The 25716-nt window shown below is 61.4% G+C and carries 20 protein-coding genes; 13 read left to right on the top strand and 7 right to left on the bottom strand.

Going from position 1 to position 25716, the window contains the following annotated elements; genetic code table 11:
* The first annotated feature begins 41 nt into the window (after positions 1–41).
* The 3 genes from J2X15_RS02915 (at position 42) to J2X15_RS02905 (ending at position 6969) form a co-directional block, all read left to right on the top strand.
* Positions 42–3053 (top strand): EAL domain-containing protein, encoded by a 3012-nt coding sequence (locus J2X15_RS02915; RefSeq protein ID WP_310339341.1) that lies wholly within the window; start codon positions 42–44, stop codon positions 3051–3053.
* Between the two features lie 12 nt (positions 3054–3065).
* Positions 3066–4409, top strand: a complete 1344-nt coding sequence (locus J2X15_RS02910; RefSeq protein WP_310339339.1) for a putative bifunctional diguanylate cyclase/phosphodiesterase — start codon at positions 3066–3068, stop codon at positions 4407–4409.
* Positions 4410–4515: 106 nt separating this feature from the next.
* Positions 4516–6969 carry a protein kinase domain-containing protein gene (locus J2X15_RS02905; RefSeq protein ID WP_310339338.1) on the top strand — a complete coding sequence of 818 codons (2454 nt, stop codon included), beginning with the start codon at positions 4516–4518 and terminating at the stop codon, positions 6967–6969.
* A gap of 66 nt (positions 6970–7035) precedes the next feature.
* Here the strand turns inward: J2X15_RS02905 and J2X15_RS02900 are convergent, their stop codons facing one another.
* On the bottom strand, positions 7036–7806 hold the full coding sequence (locus J2X15_RS02900; RefSeq protein ID WP_310339336.1) for a 3-hydroxybutyrate dehydrogenase: 771 nt from the start codon (positions 7804–7806) through the stop codon (positions 7036–7038).
* A 69-nt stretch (positions 7807–7875) separates the two neighbouring features.
* On the opposite strand from J2X15_RS02900, the gene J2X15_RS02895 reads away from it, so the two are divergent.
* The 7 genes from J2X15_RS02895 to J2X15_RS02865 all read left to right on the top strand — a co-directional run bounded on the left by J2X15_RS02895 (position 7876) and on the right by J2X15_RS02865 (position 16016).
* Positions 7876–8763 (top strand): alpha/beta fold hydrolase, encoded by an 888-nt coding sequence (locus J2X15_RS02895; RefSeq protein ID WP_310339334.1) that lies wholly within the window; start codon positions 7876–7878, stop codon positions 8761–8763.
* A 26-nt stretch (positions 8764–8789) separates the two neighbouring features.
* Positions 8790–11024, top strand: a complete 2235-nt coding sequence (locus J2X15_RS02890) for a RelA/SpoT family protein (RefSeq protein WP_310339332.1) — start codon at positions 8790–8792, stop codon at positions 11022–11024.
* Between the two features lie 20 nt (positions 11025–11044).
* Positions 11045–11299 carry a hypothetical protein gene (locus J2X15_RS02885; protein ID WP_310339331.1) on the top strand — a complete coding sequence of 85 codons (255 nt, stop codon included), beginning with the start codon at positions 11045–11047 and terminating at the stop codon, positions 11297–11299.
* 131 nt (positions 11300–11430) lie between these two features.
* Positions 11431–12186, top strand: a complete 756-nt coding sequence (locus J2X15_RS02880) for a substrate-binding periplasmic protein (protein WP_310339330.1) — start codon at positions 11431–11433, stop codon at positions 12184–12186.
* 169 nt (positions 12187–12355) lie between these two features.
* On the top strand, positions 12356–13819 hold the full coding sequence (locus J2X15_RS02875) for a sensor histidine kinase (protein ID WP_310339329.1): 1464 nt from the start codon (positions 12356–12358) through the stop codon (positions 13817–13819).
* An 11-nt stretch (positions 13820–13830) separates the two neighbouring features.
* A complete protein-coding gene (locus J2X15_RS02870; protein ID WP_310339328.1) occupies positions 13831–14262 on the top strand; it encodes a response regulator in 432 nt (143 codons plus the stop codon).
* Between the two features lie 14 nt (positions 14263–14276).
* On the top strand, positions 14277–16016 hold the full coding sequence (locus tag J2X15_RS02865) for a putative bifunctional diguanylate cyclase/phosphodiesterase (RefSeq protein WP_310339326.1): 1740 nt from the start codon (positions 14277–14279) through the stop codon (positions 16014–16016).
* Here J2X15_RS02865 and J2X15_RS02860 read toward each other — a convergent pair.
* On the bottom strand, positions 16013–16504 hold the full coding sequence (locus tag J2X15_RS02860) for a heme-degrading domain-containing protein (protein ID WP_310339325.1): 492 nt from the start codon (positions 16502–16504) through the stop codon (positions 16013–16015). The two genes, J2X15_RS02865 and J2X15_RS02860, sit on opposite strands and share 4 nt — an antisense overlap.
* A 91-nt stretch (positions 16505–16595) precedes the next feature.
* On the opposite strand from J2X15_RS02860, the gene J2X15_RS02855 reads away from it, so the two are divergent.
* Both J2X15_RS02855 and J2X15_RS02850 read left to right on the top strand, forming a co-directional pair.
* Positions 16596–17516: a ketopantoate reductase family protein gene (locus J2X15_RS02855; protein ID WP_310339323.1), complete on the top strand. Its 921-nt coding sequence runs from the start codon at positions 16596–16598 to the stop codon at positions 17514–17516.
* Positions 17517–17559: 43 nt separating this feature from the next.
* Entirely contained in the window at positions 17560–18306 is a 747-nt protein-coding gene (locus J2X15_RS02850; protein ID WP_310339321.1) for an ankyrin repeat domain-containing protein, read from the top strand.
* 76 nt (positions 18307–18382) lie between these two features.
* Here the strand turns inward: J2X15_RS02850 and J2X15_RS02845 are convergent, their stop codons facing one another.
* The 4 genes from J2X15_RS02845 to J2X15_RS02830 all read right to left on the bottom strand — a co-directional run bounded on the left by J2X15_RS02845 (position 18383) and on the right by J2X15_RS02830 (position 22854).
* The gene (locus J2X15_RS02845; RefSeq protein ID WP_310339319.1) at positions 18383–18868 is read right to left on the bottom strand and encodes an EVE domain-containing protein; all 486 of its coding nucleotides are present in this window, start codon (positions 18866–18868) and stop codon (positions 18383–18385) included.
* A gap of 104 nt (positions 18869–18972) precedes the next feature.
* The gene (locus tag J2X15_RS02840; protein WP_310339317.1) at positions 18973–20766 is read right to left on the bottom strand and encodes an AAA family ATPase; all 1794 of its coding nucleotides are present in this window, start codon (positions 20764–20766) and stop codon (positions 18973–18975) included.
* Between the two features lie 59 nt (positions 20767–20825).
* Positions 20826–21569: a carbon-nitrogen hydrolase family protein gene (locus J2X15_RS02835; protein WP_310339315.1), complete on the bottom strand. Its 744-nt coding sequence runs from the start codon at positions 21567–21569 to the stop codon at positions 20826–20828.
* A 13-nt stretch (positions 21570–21582) separates the two neighbouring features.
* Entirely contained in the window at positions 21583–22854 is a 1272-nt protein-coding gene (locus tag J2X15_RS02830; RefSeq protein ID WP_310339313.1) for a benzoate/H(+) symporter BenE family transporter, read from the bottom strand.
* Positions 22855–22942: 88 nt separating this feature from the next.
* Here J2X15_RS02830 and J2X15_RS02825 point away from each other — a divergent pair, with 88 nt between their 5' ends.
* Positions 22943–24388 carry an aminotransferase-like domain-containing protein gene (locus J2X15_RS02825; protein WP_310339311.1) on the top strand — a complete coding sequence of 482 codons (1446 nt, stop codon included), beginning with the start codon at positions 22943–22945 and terminating at the stop codon, positions 24386–24388.
* A 41-nt stretch (positions 24389–24429) separates the two neighbouring features.
* On the opposite strand, the gene J2X15_RS02820 is transcribed toward J2X15_RS02825, so the two are convergent.
* Complete coding sequence (locus J2X15_RS02820) at positions 24430–25707, bottom strand: amidohydrolase family protein (RefSeq protein WP_310339309.1); 1278 nt, start codon at positions 25705–25707, stop codon at positions 24430–24432.
* Between the last annotated feature and the right edge of the window lie 9 nt (positions 25708–25716).

The raw sequence follows: 25716 nt of genomic DNA, 5'->3' as shown, positions 1-25716 counted from the left end.
GCTTTGGCGTGCTATTGCGTACCGGGCGGGGGGCTTGCCCTATGGTGTTAGAGCTGGTCAAAGGCGTCGTCCTTCTGCTGGCGCTGAGCCTGCTGCACAGCCTAAGCATTCGCGCTCTGCGCGGGCAGGAGCGGTTGAGCCAAATTTCCAGCGGCGTGCTGTTTGGCGGCATTTGCGTCATCGGGATGATGACGCCCCTGGTGATGACCCCGGGCGTTATCTTCGATGCCCGCTCGGTGGTGATCAGTATGGCCAGTTTGTTCGGCGGGCCCTTGACGGGAACCATTGCAGCGCTCATAGCAGGCGGCTACCGCTGGTACTTGGGCGGTGTTGGTGCCAATGTGGGCACGGCCGTGGTATTCATCAGCTATGCGATGGGCCTCGCCTACTACTACGCCCATCGGGCCAGCTGGGTGAACCTGGGCTGGCCGACGCTGCTGGGGTTTGGACTGTTGGTGCATCTTCTGGAAGTCAGCCTGTTTTTCCAACTTCCACCGGATGTGGCACCCAAGGCGATTGCCACGGTGGGCATACCCTTGCTGCTGGTATTTACCCCGGCCAGTCTTTTGATGGGCCTGGTCCTCAAAGACGTGCGCTCTCGCTTTGAAACGGAAATAGCGCTGGACACCCACCAAGCCCGCCTGCAGGCCACGGTACACGCCATTCCGGATTTGTTGTTTCTATTGGACGAGGATGGGAAATTTGTTGAGGTGCTGTCCAGCCGCAGCAACTTGCGGGTCACTAGCGGGGACTCATTGCTGGGGCGGCGCTTGCACGATGTGCTGCCGGTGGTTGAGGCCAACCGCCTGTTGGACCAGGTGCTCAAAACCCTGGAGCTGCAGGCTACCCAGATGTTTGAGTATGAAATCAAGACCCAACGGGGCATGCGGCGGTTTGAAGGCCGAACCCACCCGTTGGCCGAGCGGCTGGACAAGCGCCGCGCCGTAGTGCTGCTGGCCCGCGACGTGACAGAGCGCTCGGCTGCGCAGGACGAGCTGCGAGCGTCTGAGGCCCGTTTTCGCAACCTGCTGCAAAACCTGCCCTCTGTGGCCGTGCAGGGCTACACGCCCGATGGCACCATTACGTACTGGAACCACGCATCCGAGCGCCTGTATGGCTACACGACAGCGGAAGCCGTGGGGCGCAACCTGTTCGAGACCATTGTTCCGAATGCCCTGCGCAAGCCCATGCGGGATGCATTACAGGACATGGCGAGTTCGGGCGAGGTCATCGTCCCTGCAGAGCTGGTCCTGGTGCACAAAAACGGTAAGGACGTGCCGGTGTTCTCCAGCCATGCGGCGGTGCACAACCCGGCGGAGCAGGCCGAGTTTTTCCGCTTCGACATTGATCTGGCCGACCGCAAGCGCACGGAGGAAGAGCTACGCGTAGCGGCCACAGCGTTTGAGGCGCAGGAGGGCATGCTGGTAACCAATGCCAAGCGCGAGATTCTGCGGGTGAACCAGGCATTCACCCGCATCAGCGGCTACGAAGACCATGAGGTGATTGGCAAGACGCCCAGCTTGTTCAGCTCCGGCTGGCATGACAACGCGTTTTATGCCGAGATGAACGACAAGCTGGCGCGTGATGGCACCTGGCAAGGCGAGCTGTGGAACCGGCGCAAAAATGGCGAGGTGTACCCGCAATGGATGCACATCACCGCTGTGACCGATGAGAGCAAGCAGCTGACCCACTATGTGGCCACGGTCACTGACATTACCCAGCGCAAGGCTGCGGAAGACCAGATCCGCCAACTGGCGTTTTACGACCCGCTGACAGGCTTGCCCAACCGGCGCATGCTGATGGACCGCTTGCAGCACGCGTTGGCAGGCAGCGCCCGCAGTGGTGCCTGCGGCGCCTTGCTGTTCATTGACCTGGACCATTTCAAGACGCTGAACGACACCCTGGGACACGACAAGGGCGATTTGCTGCTGCAGCAGGTAGCGCAGCGCCTGATGGAAGCGGTACGTGAAGAAGACACCGTAGCCCGGCTGGGGGGTGACGAATACGTGGTGATGCTCGAAGGGCTGGACGCCATGCGCGAAGTGGCCGCCGCCCAGGCCACGGCTGTGGGCGAGAAGCTGATCGCGGCGCTGAATGCGCCCTTTGGCCTGGCGGGGCATGAGTACCACAGCACGCCCAGCATAGGCCTTACGCTCTACAGCGGCCATGAGGTGGGTATTGACGAGCTGCTCAAACAGGCCGATCTGGCCATGTACCAGGCCAAAAACGCCGGGCGCAACGGCCTGCGGTTTTTTGATCCCCTGATGCAGGCCGCGGTGTCCCAGCGCGCAGAGCTGGAGGCGGACATTCGCCAAGGCATTTTGTATGGTCAGTTTTTGTTGTACTACCAGCCGCAGGTCAATGCCCAGGGCCGCGTCTTTGGAGCAGAGGCCTTGCTGCGCTGGCTCCACCCTGTGCGGGGGCTGGTGTCTCCGGGATCGTTCATCCCGGTGGCTGAAGAGAGTGGGCAGATCTTGACGCTGGGTAGCTGGGCGCTGGAGACAGCTTGTGCCCAATTGGTGGAGTGGGCCAAAGCTCCGCACACTGAGCCGCTGGTGCTGGCCGTCAATGTGAGCTCACGCCAGTTCCGGCAGCAGGATTTTGCCGACCACATCCTGGCCATGCTGGATTACACCGGGGCCAACCCGCGGCGGCTCAAGCTGGAGCTGACCGAGAGCCTGCTGGTAGACAACGTGGACGATGTGATTGCCAAAATGACGTCCCTGCGTGCCCGTGGCGTCGGCTTCTCGCTGGACGACTTTGGCACCGGCTACTCCTCGCTGTCGTATCTGAAGCGCTTGCCGTTGGACCAGCTCAAGATCGACCAGTCCTTTGTGCAGGACGTGCTGACCGACCCCAACGATGCCGCCATCGCCCGCACCATCGTCGCGTTGGGCAACAGTCTGGGATTGGCAGTCATTGCCGAAGGGGTAGAGACCGCCGCACAACGGGATTTTCTGGCCCAGAACGGCTGCAGCGCCTACCAGGGTTACTACTTCAGCCGGCCATTGCCTGTTGACGTGTTTGAAGCCTACCTGAGCGCGCAAGCCTGAGTTCGCAACACCATGGGTCTGTCAACCAATACCCTGGACCAGCACCACCGTCGCGTGCGGCGCATGCTCTTTACCGGGGCAGCGTTGATGGTCAGCATCGGCGCGGTGTGGTCGGTGTTCTTTGTGTTGCGGGGTGTCTGGTCCATTGTCGCGATCGAGCTGGGCATGCTGTCCCTCGGTGTGGCGGTGGCCTACCTGACGGTGAAGCAGCGCACCCGTCTGGCCTTTGCACTGATGGCCGGTGGGATCTACACCATGCTGTGCGTGTTTTCCTTTGTCTTTGACATCCCCGATTCGGTGGCACCGCGCTCCACCCATCATTACTTTCTGGTGCTGGCATTGGCCTCCATGCTGGTGTTGCGTGATGAATCCCCCTGGATTCGCAATACCGTGGTGGGTGTTCTGTTCCTCACCTATGTGGTGGTGGCCAGCACGGTGTGGGGCTTGTCTACGCCGTACCGTATCCCCGACGAAATCCGTATCTCAGGCACCTGGACCAACACCGCGTTTGCCATGTTGGGCTTGTACGCGTTGGTACACATCATGGTGACCGATGTGGCCGAGTCCAGCCGGCTGGAGATAGATATGCGCAAGGGTATCAACCGCGAAGAGTTCTTTCTGGTCTACCAGGCGCAGGTGACGTCCGAAGGACGCGTCCTGGGCGCCGAGGCGCTGTTGCGCTGGAAGCACCCGCAGCAGGGGTTGATCAGCCCCGGCGAGTTCATTGACCTGGCCGAACAGACCGGGCTGATTATTCCACTGGGGGCTTGGGTGCTGCGCACTGCGTGCGTTCAGTTGGTGACCTGGTCACAGATGCCCGAGTTGGCCCAGCTCAACCTGTCGGTCAATGTCAGTGCGCGCCAGTTTCACCAAAAGGATTTTGTGGACCAGGTGCAGGCGGTGCTTCAGCGGACGGGGGCCAATCCGCAGCGGCTCAAGCTGGAGCTGACCGAGAGCATGCTGGTGCAAGACATGGACGACATCGTCCACAAGATGGAGGCCTTGCGGGCCATTGGGGTCAGCTTCTCGCTGGACGATTTTGGCACGGGCTATTCATCGCTGAACTACCTCAAGCGGCTCCCTTTGGAGCAAATCAAGATCGACCAGTCCTTTGTGCGTGACGTGCTGGCCGACCCGAATGACGCTGCGATTGCCAACACCATCATCACCCTGGGCAAGAGCCTGGGCTTTGCTGTGGTGGCCGAAGGCGTGGAGACCCAGGGGCAGCGGGACTTTCTGTTGGAACACGACTGCCATATCTTCCAGGGCTATTTGTTCAGTAGGCCCATTCCCTCGCCGGAGTTTGTCGCGTTTGTGCGTGCTGCGCAGTCATCGGCAGGGTTTGCCGTAGGCTGATATTCAAGCTCCAAAAATGGGGCTGGCGGTGCCATACTCCAGCATGTGTTTTGCCGTCGAGGGCACCGTCGTTGGGCCCTTTCCATAACAGCCAGAAGCTAGCGATATGCCTGAATCCCCGTCTTTTGCCCAGAGCCATTTGCCCGCTACCGAGGCGTTGTCGGTTGGCAGCGTGTTAGGGCGGTTTGAACTGCGCCAGGTGTTGGGGCAGGGTGCACAGTCCACCGTGTGGCGGGCCTTTGACCCCCGCATGGAACGCGAAGTAGCCATCAAGGTCATGCGCCCCGGTGAAGGCTCCGACGCGCAGGCCGTTGCCCATTGGCTGCAAGAGGCACGCAGCGTAGGGCGCGTGACGCACCCCAACATTGTTCAGGTCTTTGAGGCCGATATCCACGCACAGCAGCCCTACCTGGTGTTCGAGTATGTGGCCGGTCAGACGCTGGAGCAGATCCTGCGCGAGCGCGGCGCACCGCCCGTACCGCAATCGGTGGTGTGGATGATGGGCGTGCTGGACGCCGTGGCTACGGCCCATGCCGCCGGTGTGGTGCACCGAGACTTGAAGCCCTCCAATGTGCTCATTGATGGGGCTGGGCGTGCCCGCGTGATGGACTTTGGCATTGCTGCCCGCATTCGCGACAACAGCAGCACAGAGCCCTCGGTGGTGGGTGGCACGATTGGTTATCTGTCACCCGAAGCGGCTGACGGTGCCCCACCGTCCCCGTCCACCGACATTTTTTCGGCTGGTGTGGTGCTGGCCGAATTGCTCACAGGCAAGCGCCTGATCGACGAGGCCGACCCGTATCGCGCGGTCTACCGCGTGATGCACGAACAGCTGCTACTGCCAGAGGACACCGTGCCGGGCGTGGACGACCGCTTGCGTGCCATCGTCAACCGCGCCCTGGCCCACGACGCGCGCCAGCGCTTTGTGAGTGCCCGGGTGTTCCAGTCCGAGCTGGAGCAGTGGACGCAATCTACCGCAGGAAGTGTGACCGGCTCCCCCAGCGCAACCACCAACAGCAGCGACACGCTGGACTTTCTGCTGCGGCGCATGCGCCACAAGAGCGACTTCCCGGCGATGTCCGATTCGGTCGTGCGCATCCAGAGCATGGCGGCGTCCGAAACGGAAAGTGTCGGCAGCGTCACCAACGAAATCCTCAAGGACGTGGCGCTGACCAACAAGCTGCTGCGGCTGGTGAACAGCGCGCACTACGGGCGCAGTGGCACCATCAGCACGGTGTCGCGCGCGGTCACGCTGGTGGGCTTCAACGGTATCCGCAATATGGCGCTGAGCTTGGTGCTGCTAGAGCACATGCAGGACAAAGCCCATGCAGCACAGCTGAAGGAAGAGTTTTTGCGTTCCCTGCTGGCGGGCAGCATTGGTGGCGAGCTGTGCCCCGTGGTGCGCGAGAGCGAGGAGGCGTTTATTGGTGCCATGTTCCAGAACTTGGGGCGGCTGTTGGTGCTGTTTTACTTTCCCGAAGAGGCATCGCGCGTGCGTGGCCTCATGCAAGACCCGCGTCGGCCCTTGTCCGAAATATCCGCGGCCATCAGCGTGCTGGGTCTGAGCTTTGAGGCACTGGGGCTGGGCATTGCCAGGGCCTGGAGCCTGCCAGAAGACATCCAGCACTGCATGCGCAAGCCCGCGGGTGAGCCGCCCCAGCGCGCACCGGCCGACAGCAACGAACGCGTGCGCTGGGTGGCGTTGGCCTCCAACGAAATGGCCGATGTGCTGCTGCACAGCGACTCGCAGGAGCGGGAGGCGCGCTTGTCGCTGGTGACCCGCAAGTACATGGCCGCCATGGGGGTCAGCGCCAAAGAGGTGCTGGCCGCCACCAACAAGGCACGCCAGAAGTTGGTGGACCTGGCCGCGGCCATGGAGATCCGGGTCGCACCCGGGTCCGCCGCCGCCAAGCTGCTCAAACCCGCCGAGCCGCCTGTGGAGATGCTGCGCCCGAGTAAACCCGAAGAATCACAGTTTGGCAGCCTGGAGCTGCAGGCCACGCCCGCAACCGACTCCGACCAGATCGCATCGCTGCGCGCACGCCAGGTGGCTGAGACCCTGGCTGCCGGTATTCAGGACATCACCAACGCCATGGTGGAGGACTTCAAGCTCAGTGACGTGCTGCGCATGATTCTGGAGACCATGTACCGCGCCATGGAGTTCGATCGCATCATCTTCTGCATGCGCGACTCCAAGACCGAGATGATGGTGGGCCGCTTTGGCCTGGGGGAGGGCGTGGAGCGCTGCGTCAAGGTGTTCAAGACGCATCTGAAATCGGATAGCCCCGACCTGTTTGGTGTGGTCAGCGTGAAGGGCGCGGACACCATGATCAGCGATGCCTCGGAGGCGCGCATCGTGCAGCGCCTGCCCGACTGGTACCGCCTGCACATCAACGCGCCCACCTTCCTTCTGCTGCCCCTGCAGATCAAGGGCGCGCCGTTTGGCCTGATCTACGCTGACAAAGCCGTACGCGGCGCGCTGGAGCTGGACGACAAGGAACTCGCCTTGCTTCGCACACTGCGCAACCAGGCCGTGATGGCGTTCAAGCAGTCCAGCTAGACGTTTTGCTATAAAAACAGGAGCTGCTTGCGCATATTCCACGCGGGCTAGAGGCCTAAAGGTCTCTCATTGTGCGGCCCAGCCGCCATCCATGTTCCAGGCCACGCCACGCACGTTGTCGCCAGCGGGCGAGCAGAAGAACACGGCCAGCGCGCCCAGCTCTTCGGGCGTGGTGAACTGCAGCGAGGGCTCCTTCTCGCCCAGAAGCTGCTTGGTGGCATCGGCATTGCTGATACCTTGGGCGGTGGCCTTCGCATCCACCTGCTTTTGCACCAGGGGCGTGAGCACCCAACCAGGGCAAATGGCGTTGCAGGTCACGCCGCTGGTGGCGTTCTCCAGCGCGGTCACCTTGGTCAGGCCCACCACGCCGTGCTTGGCCGCCACATAGGCGGACTTTTCGGCCGAACCGACCAGACCGTGCACGCTGGCCACGTTGATGATGCGGCCCCAGTTCTTGGCCTGCATGCCGGGCAGGGCCAGGCGCGTGGCGTGGAAGGCGCTGCTCATGTTGATGGCGATGATGGCGTCCCACTTTTCCACTGGGAAGTTCTCTACCCGCGCCACATGCTGGATGCCGGCGTTGTTCACCAGAATGTCCACACCGCCAAAGGTGGTGGTGGCGTACTGCACCATGGTTTCGATCTCGGCGGGCTTGCTCATATCGGCCCCGTGGTAACCCACCTGGGCACCCAGCGCGGCGATTTCTGCCTTGGGGCCGTCCACATCGCCAAAGCCATTCAGCACGATGTTGGCGCCCTGGGCGGCCAGCGCCTTGGCGATGCCCAGACCGATGCCGCTGGTGGATCCGGTCACGATGGCGGTTTTACCTTTCAACATGCTGCTTCCTTCCAAAAGAGTAGGGGGTTTCCATTAGGATGTGGTCATTATCAAACGAGTGATTCCACCATGGCTGACCCTACGCTGAACTACGTACCCTGCGCTGACGCCAACGGTGGGCACCGCATGGCGTACTGGCAGTGGGGTGCGCCTGAGGCAACCCACACCATCGTCTGCGTCCATGGCCTGTCGCGCCAGGGGCGCGACTTTGACGTGCTGGCCCAGGCGCTGCTGGCGCGCAGTCCGCAGCCGCTGCGCGTGGTCTGCCCCGATGTGGCGGGCCGCGGCCAGAGCGATTGGCTCAAAGACCCCCAGGGCTACCAGCTGCCCAGCTACGCAGCTGACATGCTGGCCCTGCTGGCCCACCTGAAACCCGCCACGCTGGATTGGGTGGGCACCAGTATGGGCGGCCTCATCGGTCTAGCGGTCTGTGCCCATGCGCAGACCGTGGGTGCTTCGGTGCGCCGCTTGGTGCTCAACGACGTAGGCCCGACCCTGCAGTGGGAGGCTCTGGCCCGCATTGGCACCTACCTGGGCAAGGCGCAAACCTTCGACAGCCTGCAGCAGGCGGCCGACGCCATGTGGGCCATCTCGCAAAGCTTTGGCCCACACACCCCGGCGCAGTGGCTGGAGTTGTCGCGCCACATGGTCAAGCCAGCCCCCGACGGCCGCGTGGCCCTGCATTACGACCCGGCTATCGCCGTGCCGTTTGGTGCGGTGACGCAAGAGATTGCCGCGCAGGGCGAGGCCCAGCTCTGGCAGTTGTACGACAGCATTACGGCGCAAACGCTGCTGCTGCGCGGTGCCAATTCCGATTTGCTATCAACCGCCACCGCGCAGGCCATGACCCAGCGCGGCCCCAAGGCGCGGCTGGTTGAATTTGCCGGTGTGGGCCATGCTCCCACCCTGATCGCACCTGACCAGGTCAACACCGTAACGAGTTTTTTACTGGGGTGAGATGCCCCGGATGATGTGAGCCCTGCATGAAAAGTTTGTATGCCGAGCACAGTGCCTCGGCCACCCCGCAGGTCATCGCGGCCACCGCGGACAGCCTGCCCGAACAGGCCGGCGCCTTGGCGCGTGCGCGTGCCTTTGCCGAGCCCCTATTGGCCACCCAAACTCTGGACACCGGCGAGAACGTGCTGCTGCACGCCGACGCCGTGGCTGCCATCCTGCGCACCATCGGCGGGTCTGAAGCCATGCAGGCTGCCAGCTACCTGGTCTATGCCTGCGACCACCTGAACAAACCCCATGAGGTGATCGCCAAGGCCTTTGGCGACAACTTTGCCGACTTGGCGCTGGAGACCACCAAGCTGGTGCGCCTGCAGCGCATGGCGCGCGTGGCACAGAACTCGGCCAGCCACAGCGGCAACGCGGCACCCATGGCGCAAACCGCCGCAGCGCAGACCGAGAGCGTGCGCAAGATGCTGCTGGCGTTTTCCAAAGACCTGCGCGTGGTGATGCTGCGCCTGGCCTCGCGGCTGCAGACACTGCGCCACTTTGCCGCCACCAAGCTGCCCGTGCCGCCGGGTCTGGCGTCCGAGGCGCTGCAGGTGTTTGCCCCGCTGGCCAACCGGCTGGGCATCTGGGAAGTCAAGTGGGAGATTGAAGACCTGTCGTTCCGCTTTCTGGAGCCCGAGACCTACAAACAGGTCGCCAAGCTGCTGGACGAAAAGCGTGCCGAGCGCGAGGCCTCGATCGAAAAACTGCGCCAGCAGTTGGCAGATGAACTGGCCGCGCAGGGCATCCAGGCCACGGTGCAAGGCCGACCCAAGCACATCTACAGCATCGTCAAAAAGATGCGCGGCAAGTCGCTGGGCTTCGACCAGGTGTATGACATCCGTGCGCTGCGCATCGTCGTGCCCGCGGTGCCGGACTGCTATGCCGCTTTAAGCTGGGTGCATAGCCAGTTTGCACCGGTGACCGATGAGTTTGACGACTACATCGCTCGACCCAAGCCGAACGGCTACCAGTCGCTGCACACCGTCGTCAGGGACGCCGGTGCCCAACCCATTGAGGTGCAGATTCGCACCCAGGCCATGCACGACCATGCCGAACACGGCGTGGCCGCGCACTGGGCCTACAAAGAGGCCGGTGCCAAGGGCTACGGTGGCAGCGTGACGGCGGCAGGCGAGTACGACGCCAAGATCGCCGTGCTGCGCCAGTTGCTGGCGTGGGAGCGTGATTTGTCGGGTGCGCATGCCGGGGGCGACGGCGCGGGCATGTTTGAAGACCGCATTTATGTGCTGACGCCCGACGCAGCCATTGTGGAACTGCCCCAAGGCGCCACTGCGGTGGACTTTGCCTACAGCGTGCACACCAACCTGGGCCACCGTTGCCGCGGCGCCAAGGTGGACGGTGCCATGGTGCCGTTGAACACGCCCCTCAAAAATGGCCAGACCGTGGAAGTGACTGCGGTCAAAGAAGGCGGTCCCTCGCGCGACTGGCTCAACCCCGAGCTGGGCTACCTGGTGAGCCACCGCGCACGCGCCAAAGTGCGTGCCTGGTTCAACGCGCTGGCCATGGGCGAGACCATGGCCAAGGGCCGCGAGGCGGTGGAAAAACTGCTGCAGCGCGAGGGCAAGACCGCCATCAAGCTGGACGACCTGGCCAGCCAGCTGGGCTTTAACAACGCCGACGCGCTGTTTGAGGTGGTGGGCAAGGATGAGTTTTCGCTGCGCAACATCGAGATGCTGCTGCGCCCGCCCGAGCCGGCCGCTACGCAAGATGACTACATGCCGCTCAAGAAGCCGCGCGCGGCCGGTGGCAAGGGCGGTGTGCTGGTAGTGGGCATCGATTCGCTGATGACGCAGCTGGCGCGCTGCTGCAAGCCCGCACCACCCGACCTCATCAGCGGCTTTGTCACGCGCGGCAAGGGTGTGAGCGTGCACCGCTCAGATTGTTCCAACCTGCGCAACATGGTGAACCGCAGCGGCGACCGCCTGATCGAAGTGGAGTGGGGCACGCCCCAAGGCAAAGACGGCAATGTCTACCCCGTGGACGTGGCGGTGGAGGCGCATGACCGCCAGGGCCTTCTGCGTGACATCTCCGAAGTGTTTGCCAAGGAAAAAATGAACGTCATCGGCGTGCAAACCCAGTCCGTCAAAGGCACGGCATGGATGACATTTACCGTGGAAGTGGCCGAGTCCGGCAAGCTAGCCCGGGTGCTGAAGATTGTGGGTGAGCTGAGCGGCGTGCGCTCCGCGCGGCGGCGTTGAAATCGAAAGGGAGGCACTCCATGCGTACTTTTACGCTGGCAACCTTGGTGTTCTGGGGGAGTCTGGCGTTTGGCGATCGCATCCCCCCGTTTTGTTTTCCTGAAACCAACTCCGGGATGGAGGTGGACGTGATGCGTGAGGCCCTGGCCTACCGCCCAGTGTTTCGCGATGCGAAGATTCGTGACGACTTCAATGCTGGTTTGGCCGCCCTCAAGAAAAGCGGGCACTTCAAAGCCATTTACCAAAAGTATCTCGGCGACAACGCACCAAAATAGGATCCCAATTTGGGGTGCGATCGCGCGTCGCAATTGAGGCAATTCGGGTCGCACAGCGCCAATCTTTGCCCGGCACATGCCGATAAGGTTCACCTCAGGCTACGGCAAGTGTTTGTCGGCCTGATCGGGGAATGCATATGCGGTGCCTGGGTTGGTCTTTGGGGTTGTCTTTGCTGATGGCGTCGGGCGCGTTCGCGCAGACCACCAAGCTCATCCGTCTGTCCACCCTGGAGTGGCCGCCCTATACCGGCACCTTGCTGCCCCAGTCGGGGGTATCTACCCGCGTGGCCTCGGTGGTGGCCAAGGCGGCGGGCTACCGGCTGATGACCGCATCCTTCGAGTGGTCGGTCACGCTGGAGAAGGGCGAGAAGGATCCCAACTTTGACGGTTACTTTCCCGAGTACTACAGCAAGGAGCGTGAGCAGGCCTGCTATCTGTCGCAGCCCATGGGCATGAGTGTGCTTGGCATTGCATCCTTGCGCAGTGCGCCTATCAACTGGAGTACGCTGAATGACCTGGCCGACTACCGCCTGGGCGTGGTGGATGGCTATTCCAACGGTGAGGCGTTTGACCAGTTGGTGAAGGACAAGCACCAGCGCGTGGAAGTGGCGGCCAGCGATGCCATCAACGTCAACAAGCTCAGCGGCGGCAAGATCAAGGGCATCGTCATTGACAAGAATGTGCTGGACTACACCCTGTCGCACACCGGCGGTGCCGACAAGATTACGTTTGGTGCCAAGCCGATTGCGGAGCTGTCCTTGCACGTGTGCTTCAAGCGCACACCTGCGGGCCTGGAGCTGCGCAACGCCTTTGACGCTGCGCTGAAAACCGTGGACCGCACCAAGCTTGAAGCAGACTATGCCAAGCTCACTCGCGGTGCGCTCTAGTTAATCCAGCGTCACCTCGGCCAGCATCCGGTGTCTTGACAAAGATCAAGAATCCGCCATAGTCAGCCCAACGCGCGGCACCATGTTGCCAAAGCCTTAAGCTTATAAAGAGCAACGCCGCGCGCAGGGTTTATTTGCATTGCTTTTTTAAAAAAAGCGGGGGAGGTGCATGGACGATGCGGTGGTGCAGGGGCAGGAGGGGCAATTCCGCCAGATTGTGGAAATGGCGCCTTACGCCATTGTCATGATCGGTGAGGGCGGCCTGATCGAAATGGTGAATCGGCAGGCCGAAACCATTTTTGGCTATTCCCGAACAGAGTTGCTGGGCCAGGCCATTGAGGTGCTGCTGCCCGAGCGTTTCCGGCGTGTGCATCCGGCCCACCGGGCGAGCTTCGTGGCCCAGCCCAGTCCACGGCTGATGGGCATTGGCCGCGACCTGTTTGGGCGCCGCAAGGACGGCGGCGAATTCCCCATCGAAATTGGTCTCACTCCCATCAAAAGTGCAGAGGGCATCAAGGTGGTGTCGGCCATCGTCGATCTGTCAGAGCGCAAGCGGCAGGAGGAACAGTTCCGCCAGGTGGTGGAAATGGCGCCCAACGGCATGGTCATGATTGACAAGTCGGGCGTGATTGAAATGGTCAACTCCCAGGCCGAGGCCATCTTTGGCTACTCCCGTTCCGAGCTGTTGGGCCAGTCCATCGACATGCTGTTGCCCGCGCGGTTTCGCGGAGGCCACCCGCACCACCGCGCGGCGTATTTTTCTGACCCAAGCCCGCGCGCCATGGGCAGTGGCCGCGACCTGTATGGCCTGCGTAAGGATGGCAGTGAGTTCCCGGTAGAAATTGGCCTGAACCCCATCATGACCGCCACAGGGCTCAAGGTTTTGTCCGCCATTGTGGACATCACGGCCCGCAAACAGTCGGAGCTGCAGCTGAGCAACCTGGTGGGGCAGCTCACACGTAGCAATGACGATCTGAATAACTTTGCCTATGTGGCCTCGCACGACCTGAAGTCGCCCCTGCGCGGGGTGGATCAGCTTGCCACCTGGATTGCCGAGGACCTGGGCGATTCGTTGAGCCACGAGACGCAAGAGCATCTGCGCCTGATGCGCAGCCGTATAGGCCGCATGGAAATGCTGCTGGACGACTTGCTGGCCTACTCGCGCGTGGGGCAGTCTGACAATCCGGTGGGAGCCGTGAACACCGGCAACCTGGTGCGCGATATTTTTGAGCTGGCGGCCTCGCAGAAAAATATTCAACTGGTTGCCGCGCAGGATTTGCCCGTATTGCGCACGCAGAAGGTGCCGCTGGAACTGGTGTTGCGCAACCTGATCAACAACGCCATCAAGCACCATGACAAACCGCAGGGAACCATCTGGGTGCAGGCGCAGCCCTGTGCCGGTGGCTACGAATTTTTGGTACGCGACGACGGCCCCGGCATTCCCCCCGAACACCAGAAACGCGTGTTCACCATCTTTCAGACACTGAAGCCCCGTGACGAAGTCGAGGGCAGTGGCATGGGTCTGGCCATCGTGAAGAAGGCGGTAGAGACGGTGGGGGGTGTTGTCACGCTGGAGTCTGACGGAAAGCTGGGCAGCGCGTTCCGCTTTACCTGGCCCATCAAGCCCGACTGAGGAGAACCACAATGCAAGCCAATAAAACCGATAAGGATGTCACCCTGCTGCTGGTGGATGACGATGATGTGGATGTCATGGGCATCCAGCGGGCACTGAAGAAGCTGCAGATCACCAATCCCATTGTGCGTGCGCGGGATGGCATGGAAGGGCTAGCCAAGCTGCGCGAGTGCAACGCATCCCACCGGCCCTATCTGGTGCTGCTGGACCTGAACCTGCCGCGCATGAATGGCCTGGAAGTGCTGGCCGAGATCCGCAAAGACCCTGCATTGTCCAGCGCCGTGGTGTTTGTGCTGACCACCTCCAAGGCGGAGGAGGACAAGGCCATTGCCTACCAACACAACATCGCGGGTTACATCATCAAGAGCCAGGTGGGAGATGGTGTCCTGCGTGCCATGGAGATGCTGCATGGCTACTGGCGTGTGGTGGAGTTGATCGCTTAGCGATGAAGGTATCCATGATTGCTGAACTCTCGCTGCTGTTGATTGACGATGATGAATTGGATCGGCTTGCCATTACGCGCACCCTGCGCAAAAGCGCTGTGCCCTGCGATGTGAGCTATGCGGAGACTGCAGCTGCAGGGCTGCAGATGGCGTCAAACCGAAAGTTCGATGCGATCTTGCTCGACTACCGCCTGCCCGACCAAAATGGACTGGAAGTGCTGCGTGCATTGCGGGGCGGTGCCTATGACAGTGTGGCCGTGGTGATGCTCAGCCGGTATGAGAACGAGAGCCTAGCCGAAGAGTGCCTGGAGGCGGGCGCGCAAGACTTCTTGCTGAAAGATGAAGTGAACAGCCGCCACCTGACCCGGGTGGTGGTGCAGGCACGCCAACGCTTCCAGATTGAAGAGCGCCTGCGTTACAGCCTGGAGCAGGTGCGCTGCCTGTCCGAGCACGATGCGCTGACCGGGCTCATGAACCGCCGCGGTTTTGAGCGCTCGCTGGAGGCCCAACTGGCCCGTGTGCGCCGCAGTGACGGTAGGCTGGCCATTCTGCTGCTAGATCTGGATGATTTCAAAAGCATCAATGACACCATGGGGCACGACGCTGGGGACCAGCTGCTGGTGGAGGTGGCACGCCGCCTGACGCTCATTGCACGCGATGGTGACCTGCTGTGCCGTTTGGGGGGTGATGAGTTTGTGGTGATGATGACCAGCTTGGACCACGATGAACAAGCCATCGTGCTGGCCGACCGCATCAATGCCAGATTGCGCGAGCCCATCTTTATTGGGTCTAGCGAGCAGACCATCACCGCCAGCATCGGCATTGCGGTACTGGGCAACATCACCGACAACGCGGCCGACCTACTGAAGTACGCCGATCTGGCTATGTACCAAGCCAAGCTGGATGGCCGCAACAAAAGCCGCTTCTATTCCGTGTCCCTGCAAGAGGCGGTGCAGTTCCGCTCGGTCATCAAGAATGACTTACAGCGCGCGCTGGAGAAAGACGAACTCAAAATCTACTACCAGCCGCAAATTCGCTCTGCGGATGGCAGCCTGCGTGGCATGGAAGCGCTGCTGCGCTGGCACCATCCTCGTCTGGGCGTGCTGTCACCCGCCGCCTTTTTGGCGATTGCCGAAGAAACGGGCCTGATCGTCGACATAGGTGCCTGGGTGTTGCATGAGGGCTGCCGACAACTCAAGGCATGGCGCGAGCGCTATTCCCCCCGCTTGGCTGATCTGACGCTGGCCATCAATCTGTCTGCGGTACAGATCAAACAGGCGCAACTGCCGCATACTGTGATGTCCGCATTGGCGCAGAGCGGCCTGCCAGCCAATGCGCTGGAGTTGGAAATCACGGAGAGCATGTTGATCGAGGTGACAACGGACACGGTGTCCCTATTGTCTGAGATCTCTGCCCAGGGTGTCGCCATGTCGCTGGACGACTTTGGTACCGGTTACTCGTCGCTGGACCATCTCAAACTGTTTCCCATTAGCATCCTGAAGATTGACAAGGGCTTTGTGTCCGCTTTGGGGGAGGGCGGCAAGAGCGAAAAGCTATTCATGGCCATCATCGCCTTTGCCAAGGCACTGAACATGCAGATCGTGGTGGAAGGCGTGGAGACCCAGGCCCAGCTGGAGTTTTGTACGCTGCAGGGCTGTGATCTGCTGCAGGGCTACTTCTATTCCAAACCCATTCCGGCCGAAGAGTTTGAGGCCACCTTTCTGATGGCCCAAGCGCAGCCTTCGCAGGTTTAGTCCAGTGCCACCTCGGCCAGTGGCACACCACACAGCGTGGCCAATGCCTTTACCACCACGGCGTGGTCCTCACGCTGGGGAATGCCCGACACGGTGACTACGCCCACCTGGCCTACGCCACGCACGCGGATGGGAAAGCTGCCGCCGTGTGTGGCGTAGTCGCGCAGGGGCAGGCCTTGCTTGGCCTCCAGCGTGCTCTTTTCCTGCTCCAGCTTCAGGCCCACGGCGTAGGAGCTGGTGTGCAGCAGTTCCACCACGTTACGCTTGCGGCGTGCCCAGTCGGCATTGGTGGGGCCGGTGCCCGGCATGGCGTAGTAAAAAACCGTTTCCTTGGCCAGGCGAATCTCAATGGCCAGCGCCACACCGGCCGCTTCGCACAGCGCCTTGATATTTGTTCCCAGCGTCCATGCCGTGGCTTGGTCAAAGGCATCGAATTGCAGGCGTTGCTCCTGTAGAGCCAAGCGTTCCAGATCGGTTGCGAGTGTCATGGTGTGGTGGGGTTGGGAGTGTTGGGTACGAGTGTAGGGGAAGGCGGGGCTGCCTAGAATGGCGCGTACCCACCCACCTGCGAGTTGCCCTATGCCACCGTCTTCTCCCGCTGCTGCCCCCCTTCGCGTTGCCGTCATGGGCGCTGGCGCCGTCGGCTGTTACTTTGGGGGCATGCTGGCCCGCGCCGGCCATGCCGTGACGCTGATTGCCCGGCCTGCCCATGTGCAAGCCATCCAGGCCCACGGCCTGCGCATGGAGACCCAAACCTTTGACGAACAGGTGCGCCTGTCGGCGAGCTCCGACGCCAGTGCGGTCGAGGGCGCGGACCTAGTGCTGTTTTGCGTCAAGTCCACCGACACCGAAGCCGCGGGTGCGCAAATATTGCCGCACCTGGCACACAGCGCCACCGTGCTGTGCCTGCAAAACGGCGTGGACAACGCCGACCGCCTGCAGGCCGTGCTGCCGCACCACACCGTGGCGGCTGCGGTTGTCTACGTGGCGACCGAGATGGCCGGCCCCGGCCACGTGAAGCACCATGGGCGGGGCGACTTGGTGATCGAGCCATCGGCGGCCCACGTGGCCCCGGCGTTGGTGGTGGCCGGCATTGCCGCCGAGGTGTCCGACAACGTGCGCGGCGCGCTCTGGCTCAAGCTCATCCTCAACAGTGCCTACAACGCCGTCTCCGCCATCACCCAGTTGCCCTATGGCAAAACGGCGGTGGGTGAGGGCGTGCAGGATGTGATGCGCGATGTGGTGAACGAATGCCTGGCTGTGGCCGAAGCGGAGGGCGTGCAGGTGGCAGGCGACGTGGACGCGGCCGTACGCATGATTTTTGACACCATGCCGGGGCAGTTCTCATCCACCGCGCAAGACCTGGCGCGCGGCAAAAAGAGCGAGATCGACTACCTCAACGGCCTGGTGGTGCGCCGCGGCCAGGCACTGGGCATTGCCACGCCGGCGAACCGGGTGCTGTGGGCGCTGGTGAAGTTGCTGGAGAGCAAGCAGGGCTGAATTTTTGTCGCTTGGATTACCAATAGGAGCAATTGAATCAAAAATGAGCTACAAATTTCAACTGTATGTATGTGCTTTCGTCTTGGCAACGGCTCTAAATGCTCAATCGCAAACACCTGAAGCAGCGCAAGAGGCGTTGTTTTTTCAATACGTTCAGTCAGGTTCGCAAGATGATGTATCGACGGCCTTAAAGAAAAAACCGGATTTAGTAAAAGCAAAAAATGCTCGTGGCGAGACCGGTTTGATGATTGCGGCACTATTCGGGCACGATGAGATCGTCGCAACGTTGCTTAGACAAAATGCAGCAATAAACGAAAAATCGGCGGACGGAAGTACTGCTCTGCACAAAGCAATGATTAACGGCTCGGTTGGGTCAATTGAGAAACTAATCGCGGCCGGTGCTGATCTATACGCCACTAACGAAGATATGGACAGTCCGTTGTCCAACGGGGTTTTTGCTGATAACACCGATGCAGTAGCTCTTCTTGCCTCTTTGATGCAAAACTTTGGTCGCAATGTTGACGAGTGCTATTGCATATTCCAAGCCATCAGTAAAAACAACCTAAAGATGCTAAGTCTGCTGTTGAAAGGTGGAGCCAATTCCAATCTAAGGAGATTAGATGGAAGTACGCCGCTAATCGACGCTGCCTTCGATAGAGAGGGGCTTTTGGATGAATTGCTCAAGGCTGGTGCCAAAAGAAATTCTAAAAACAGCACTGGTCGTACCGCACTGGACACGGCACGTTTGCATAGGAATCAGAAAGCGATTGAAATTCTGAGCCGTCCTTGAGGCGCCTGTCTGAGAATCTACTCTACTTGCTACATATTCAGTAGCTGCCAGCGCAATATCTACGGGGGCTAGAGGCCTAAAACGCCTCTTGTAAACCCGGGCTGCCAAGCCGCTGCAGGATGGTGTGCCAGTGCCGGGGCTCTACCGGCGTGATGGACAGACGGTTGCCTTTTTTCAGCACGATGAGGTCTTGCAGATCAGCGTCTGCGCGCAGCTCGAGCAGGGTCAGGTTGCGCGTCTTGCGCAGCACCTGCACATCCACCAGCCGCCAGCGCGGCGCCTCGGGCTTGCTGGCGGCGTCAAAGTAGGGCGACTTGGCGTCGAACTGCGTGGGGTCGGTGTACGCACCCGACGCCACGCGCGCAATGCCCACGATGCCGGGCTCGGCACAACTGGAGTGGTAGAACAACACGCCGTCGCCCACCTGCATGCCGTCGAGCATGAAGTTGCGCGCCTGGTAGTTGCGCACACCGGTCCATGGCACGGTGGCGTTGGGCATGGCCAGCACATCGTCGACCGAGGCTTCGGCGGGTTCGGCTTTCATGAGCCAGTAGTTGGGCATGGGGCAGGGCGGTGTGATGAACGGGGCCCTAGCGTACCGCGTTGCCACGCCGTTCGGTGAAGCCGCCGATGAATTGGTCGATTCTTCAATGAACGGACTATCAATTACTCTCGGAAAAATGAAGAGAGAAATACGGCTAACTCATTGATTGACGGTGTCGGTCTAGTTGACAACAAGGTGGTCAATTTTTCCCCGTGCCTTACCTTGTCGTATCGCACACGCTGTTCCGTGAACTCACCGAACAAGTCCTGAAGAATCTTGCCCCCGTGCACATCTCTGTTCCACTCTTCTGTGCCGAAGTTGGATGACGCGCCTGTTTTTGGGAAGAATTTTGAATTAGCCCCATGATCCGTTAGCCAACTCTTGACTGTCTCTTCCAAGAGTGGCGCCATGCGAGTGGTGTCCTCTTCATTGATCACAGCGCAAACCGCTTGGCAGTCAATTAAATAGTTCTCGTACATCCGTCGGGGAAGCCATTTCAGAAGTCCGTTTGCTCGACGCGAAATGTCGTCCATTTCCTTTTGGGATCGACCTTCACTGTCAAAAACGAACGCAAGTGCTGGCGGTAGGACAGAAGCACTGTTGCTCAAGCGTTGATAGATTTCTACAACCCTGTCTGCGTGCTCCGTTTCCAAGTCACCGGTATTGACTACCCCCAGTATTTGCGTACCTCTTATCTTTTGATGCGCGACATCTCTCAAAATAATAGGGAAGCATCGCTCTTCAGTTTTCCCTTCCACCCATAGGACGTTGTCAGCGCCGTAGACGTCACTTAGGCGGGCGCCGACTTCAGACAGAAATATGCTCACTCCTTCTTGGGTGGCCGGATCTAAGCGCGTTACTGTTGATTGCTCTTCACCACGTCTAACCAGAAGCATGTTTTCTGAGCCGGTCATTGCTAGCCCCATGGGGGCGTGGGTTGTCAAAATGTATTGATGCTGCGAGTGTGTTCGGAGAATTTCAAAAAGCTTTCTCACTGCACCGGGATGAAGGAAGCTTTGTGGCTCGTCAATAAGGATGACTTTGGGACGGTCGGCAGTCACAACAACATAGAGCATGGCCAACACCTGGCCGATCCCGCTACCACTGTCCGCCAGTGGAATTGCAAGGTCTCTACGCCTTGTAGAGATGTCATGCGTCCAGATACGAATATGTGCAGTGTTGTTTCCCTCCAATGCAGCTGATATGTGCTTTATGTGAGGAAATATTGTTCGGACGTTATTGAGAAGCTCTTTTTCTGTCGCGGGGTCTTCCGCCAATTTGTTCAGAACTTCCGGCAAGTTTGATGCGTCGGGTAACAAAACCCGATTCCCATTTGCAGTACTGGCGCCAACCCTGTAGCGCTCCGCCTTAAAACCATAGATATCCTCACCAATCCGCCAGCCAATGTCTTGCAAGCAATTCCCTCCACCGGTTACGTGGTGCTCACCCAGCTCAATGCCACTTGGCCATTTCGTGTTCTTGAATCGCAATGGAGAACCGCCGGCAAATGGGGGTTCAAAGTTTCCATCCTGAAAATTGCGCTGAATCCAAGTTCCTTTGAATTCACCACCACTTTCAACCCTTTCGGTAAATCGTTGCTTTACTGAATCCGATTCATTGCCGTTTCCGGGTACCCCTAGATCTCTAGAGCTACTCAGGTAGGCTTTTAAATCACCGCTGGTCAGCTGAATTCTTTTTGTAGCAGTGCTTTCTGGAACATCTTGAATATGGCCTTCAGGGGCAGTCAGCATGCTTCTATGAGGTTTGTTTTCGATCCCAGGTAGAAGGCACTCCAACAGTGCACTCTTGCCTGCATCGTTTTGTCCAACGATGAGGTTGAACCCCTGTTCGAACGGAATTTCTTCAGACTGCCAGAAACTCTTGTAGTTTTGTATTTGCAAAGTTTTGATGTGCATCACTCGCTCCCACTAATCCAGTGTTAAATTTTTGTCTCTTTCGCTGAACTCTCCACCATTTAAATGGCATTGGCAACCAGTAGCCAGTCCTCAGTTCCTGGCGCTTGTGTTATCAGCGTCCCCTCCGCATCCCAAATCCCGCTCTTCCCCGCCGACACATAGCCACCCGACGGCCCGCCGTGGTTGGCGATGAGCACCACCATGCGGTGGTCGCGCGCATAGCTGGCCCAGAGCGGCGCCTCGGCCGCGTAGCCATTTTCAGACGTCAGTATTCCTGCTACATAGACATTCGCACCGGCTTGCGCCGCGCCAGCCGCGTGTGATGGAAAGTTGGTGTCCGCGCAGATGGCGCTGGCGATGCTGGCCGCGCCCACGTTTTGCAGATGCACCGCCTCCAACCCTGGCGCTGCAAACTGCTTCTCACCGTCATGCAAATGGAACTTGCGGTACACGCTGTGCTGCCCATCGGGCCGCAGTGTGATGGCGCCAATGGCGGGCAGGGCATTGCCCGAGTCCACGGGCGCGCCCACGGTGATGGCCATGCCAGTGCGGCGGGCAGCTTCGCGCAGGGGCGCCAGCAGCGCATGCTCGGCGTGCAGCACCAGGCTTGGCATGGCGGCCAGTTCGTAGCCGGTGAGAGACAGTTCGGGGAACACCAGCCACTGCACGCCATGGTCGGCAGCCGCCTCCACAAAGCGCAGGTGCTCCTGCACATTGGCTGCCACGTCAAGCGGAACGGAAGTGCTTTGCGCCGCGGCGATGGTGATTGCTATATCTTTGGTAGCTGCTTGCGCAATGTTCATGGGGGTTAGAGGCCTATTTGGTATGAAAATGTGAGGGTTGAGGCCGCGGGCGCAGCGCCACATAGGTTATCAGCCCCAACACGATGCCCCAGCAGGCCGAGCCCAGGCCCAGCAGAGTGACGTTGGACGCAGTCACCAGAAAGGTCACCAGCGCGGCCTCGGCCTCTTGCGGCTGGTTCAGCGCGTTGACCAGCCCGCCCTGGATGGCGCCCAGCAGCGCCAGGCCAGCCACGGTGGTGACCATGGCATGAGGCAGGTGCGCAAACAGGCCAGTGAGTGAGCCCGCAAAACTGCCAATCAGCAGGTAGAACGCGCCGCAGGCCACGCCCGCCACCCAGCGCCGCTCGGTGCGCTGGTGGGCTTCGGGGCCGGTGCAGATGGCGGCCGTAATGGCGGCCAGGTTGACGCCGTGGGCGCCAAACGGGGCCATCAACAGGCTGGCCAAGCCGGTGCCGGTGACCAGCTTGCTGGTGGGCGCCTGGTAGTTGGCGGCACGCAGCACGGCAATGCCGGGCACCTGTTGGCCGGTCAGGCACAGCACGGCCAGCGGCACGCCCAGGCTGACGATGCTGCTAAGCGAAAACGCAGGGGTGGTCCATACCGGTGTAGTCAGGCTCCAGGTCCAGCCGGCACCGGTTGCCAGGGGGGACGACGCCTCACCCCAACCCAGCGTACGCCACAGCGCCACACCCAGCAGCAGCGTGAGCACCACCGCGTAGCGGGCCGACACGCGCTTGACCAGCAAATAGCCCACAAACATGGTGCCCACCAGCCAGGGCGTTCCGGGCACCTCGCTGCGGGCAGCGCCAAACACGTCCAGCCCAAAGCGCAACAGAATGCCCGCGAGCATGGCCGCACACAGGCTTTTGGGGATGACGGCCATGAGCCGCTCGAACAGACCTGTGGCCCCGACCAGCAGCATGGCTGCGGCGGCAAACAGGTAGGCGCCCACGGCCTGGTTGAACGGCACGGTGACCAATGCAGTCACCAGCAACGCCGCGCCCGGCGTGTTCCACGCGCAGATGACGGGTACGCGGTAGCGCCAGCTCATCCACACACTGCAGGCACCCGCACCCCAGGAGATGGCCCACACCCAGGACGCCAGCTGCGCCTGCTCCAGGTGCGCCATCTGGGCCGCCTGCAGCACTACCAGCAGCGGGCCGGCATAGGAGATGAGCACCGCGATCAGCCCCGCCAGCACAGCGGGGAACATATCTTTGGCGCGGGCCCAGTGCGGGGCGTCGGCTTCGGTCGTCAGGGAGGAGGGGGCAGGTACAGGATTCATGATTCCAATGTAGGGCGAGAGGCCGCTGGAGAGGCACACAGAACCGCATATCTGTATGCTATACAGATTGGAAATTCATAGGTTTGTAATGCAATACAGTTATCAAGCGCTGGCAGACCAGTTGGTGCAGGACATGCAGGCCGGCCGCCGTCCCACGGGCGAGCGCCTGCCCTCGGTGCGCGAGGGGGCTGCGGCGTTTGGTGTCAGTGCCTCCACCATGGTGCGCTGCTACCGCCACCTGGAGGCCCAGGGCTGGGTGCAGGCACGGTCCAAGTCCGGCATCTTTGTGGCCGACTGGCGGGCCCAGCGCGCGGCGCGGCCCAGTGTCAAGGTGGCGGCTCCTGTTGCCGCTCCGGCCGTTGCGTTTGAGCATTTCGCCTCGCTGCAGCAGCGCATGAGCGAGCTGTATTCGTTGACCGCACAGCCGCTGCGCATGGGTCTGCACCTGGCGAGCGCTGCGGCCGACTGGTACCCGGTGGAGGCGTTGGCCCGCATGGGGCAGCGGGTGCTGCGCAGCAACCCGCGCGCGCTGGGCGCCTACCCCACGGGCACAGGCCTGCCCGAATTCAAGGCCGCGTTGATCCCCTGGTTGGCCGCTCTGGGCCTGGATGTGGAACCCGAAGGCCTGCTGATTACCAACGGCAGTACCGAAGCGCTGGCCGTGGCACTGCGCGCCGTGGCGCAGCCCGGAGACGCCGTGGTGGTGGAGTCACCCGCATACTTCGGCCTGCTGCAGATGCTGGAGAACCTGGGCCTCAAAGCGCTGGAGGTGCCCTGTGTGCCAGAGCAGGGCATGAGCCTGGAGGCGCTGGAGTACGCGTTGGAGCACCACAGCGGCATACGCGCGGTGGTGGCCATGCCAAATTTTCAGAATCCGCTGGGCTGCGCCATGCCCGAGAGCCACAAGCGCCGCCTGCTGAAACTGGTGGAGCGTTTTGGGGTGACGCTGATCGAGGACGACGCCTTTGGCGACCTGTGCAACCAGGCCCAGCGCCCGCAACCGGTGAAGGCCTGGGACCGGCATGGCAGCGTGATCTACTGTGGCTCGTTCAGCAAAAGCCTGGCGCCGGCCTTCCGCGTGGGCTGGGTGGTGGGCGGGCGCCACCATGCGCGCATTGCGTCGCTCAAGCTCAGCCAATCGCTGGTCACGCCGCTGTTTGAGCAGGCGGTGCTGGCCCAGTACATGCAGTCGGGCGCGTTTGCGCCGCATCTGCGCAAGTTGCGCGAGCGGCTGGCCGCCAACTTACCGCTGGTGCTGGCTGCGGTGCAGCGGCACTTTCCACTGGACTGCCGGGTGACCAGCGCGGGCGGTTGGTGGCTGTGGGTGGAGTGCGCGCCAGGTGTGGACACGCTGGCCGTGCTGCGCCAGGCGGTGGGACAGGGCGTGGCGTTTACGCCCGGCGTGCTCTTCAGCGCCATGGGCAAGCACGGCAACTGTCTGCGCTTGAACGTGGCCCAACCCTTTGGCCCTGAGATGGAGTTTGCCTTGGCTACCGTGGGCAGCCTGCTTAAGCGTCACTCCTTGGTGCTATGAAATAAGGAGCTGCTGGCGCAATATCTACGGGGGCTAGCGGCCTATTTCGTATGTAAAAACGAGGTTTGGGCAGGTCGGCCCGCCAGGCTCAGCGTCGCAGTGCGGGCCGGTGTTTGCGCCACCAGCGCGCCGCGGCGCCAGACCTTGAGGCGCGTGGCCTTGAGGCGCAGCGCCTCTACCGGGTTTTGCGCCTGCAGCAGCACGAAGTCGGCATTGCAGCCTTTTTCCAGCCCATAGCCTTCCAGGTGCAGGATGCGCGCGGGGTTTTGGGTCACCGCGTCAAAGCATTGCGCCATGGCGGCCTGACTGGTCATCTGCGCGACGTGCAGGCCCATGCTGGCCACTTCGAGCATGTCACCGCTTCCCATGCTGTACCAGGGGTCCATGCAGCAGTCCTGGCCAAAGGCCACGGTCATGCCAGCGGCCATGATCTCGGGCACGCGCGTCATGCCGCGGCGCTTGGGGTAGGTGTCGTGCCGGCCCTGCAGCGTGATGTTGATGAGCGGGTTGCTCACCACGCTCAGTTGCGCTTCGGCCATCAGCGGCAGCAGCTTGCTGACGTAGTAGTTGTCCATGCTATGCATGGAGGTGAGGTGCGAGCCCGTGACGCGGCCATGCAGGCCCAGGCGGTTGGCTTCAAAGGCCAAGGTTTCGATATGGCGCGAGAGTGGGTCGTCGGACTCGTCGCAGTGCATGTCCACCAGCTTGCCTTGTTCGGCGGCCAGTTCGCACAGCAGTTTCACGCTGGCGGCGCCGTCGGCCATGGTGCGTTCGAAGTGCGGAATGCCCCCCACCACGTCTACGCCCAGACTCAGCGCTTTCTTGAGGTTGTCCACGCCGCCCTTGCTGCGCAGCACCCCATCCTGGGGGAAGGCGACCAATTGCAGGTCGATGTAGGGCGCCACTTGCTTCTTGACGGCCAGCAGCGCTTCCACGGCCAGCATGCTCGCGTCGCTGGTGTCTACGTGGCTGCGGATGGCCAGCAGGCCGTTGGCCACGGCCCAGTCGCAATAGGCCAGGGCGCGCTGTACCAGGGCGTCAAAGGTGAGGTGCGGTTTCAGCTCACCCCACAGCGCGATGCCTTCCAGCAGTGTGCCGCTTGCGTTGAGGCGCGGCAGGCCCAGGCTCAGCGTGGCGTCCATGTGGAAATGCGCGTCCACAAAGGGCGTGGAGAGCAGTAGGCCGCCGGCGTCCACCACCTCGGATGCCGGGGCCATGAGCCCTTCCGTCACCTCCGCAATGCGTCCGGCCTGCACCGCCACCGACATATTTTTGCGCCCGTCGGGCAGGGTGGCGTTGTGGATGAGCAGGTCGAGCATGGTGTGGTT

Source organism: Rhodoferax saidenbachensis (genome assembly GCF_031457975.1).
Classification (GTDB): Bacteria; Pseudomonadota; Gammaproteobacteria; order Burkholderiales; family Burkholderiaceae_C; genus Allorhodoferax; species Allorhodoferax saidenbachensis_A.
Note: the sequence above shows the minus strand (reverse complement) of the source record. Positions and strands in the feature narration are given on the sequence as shown.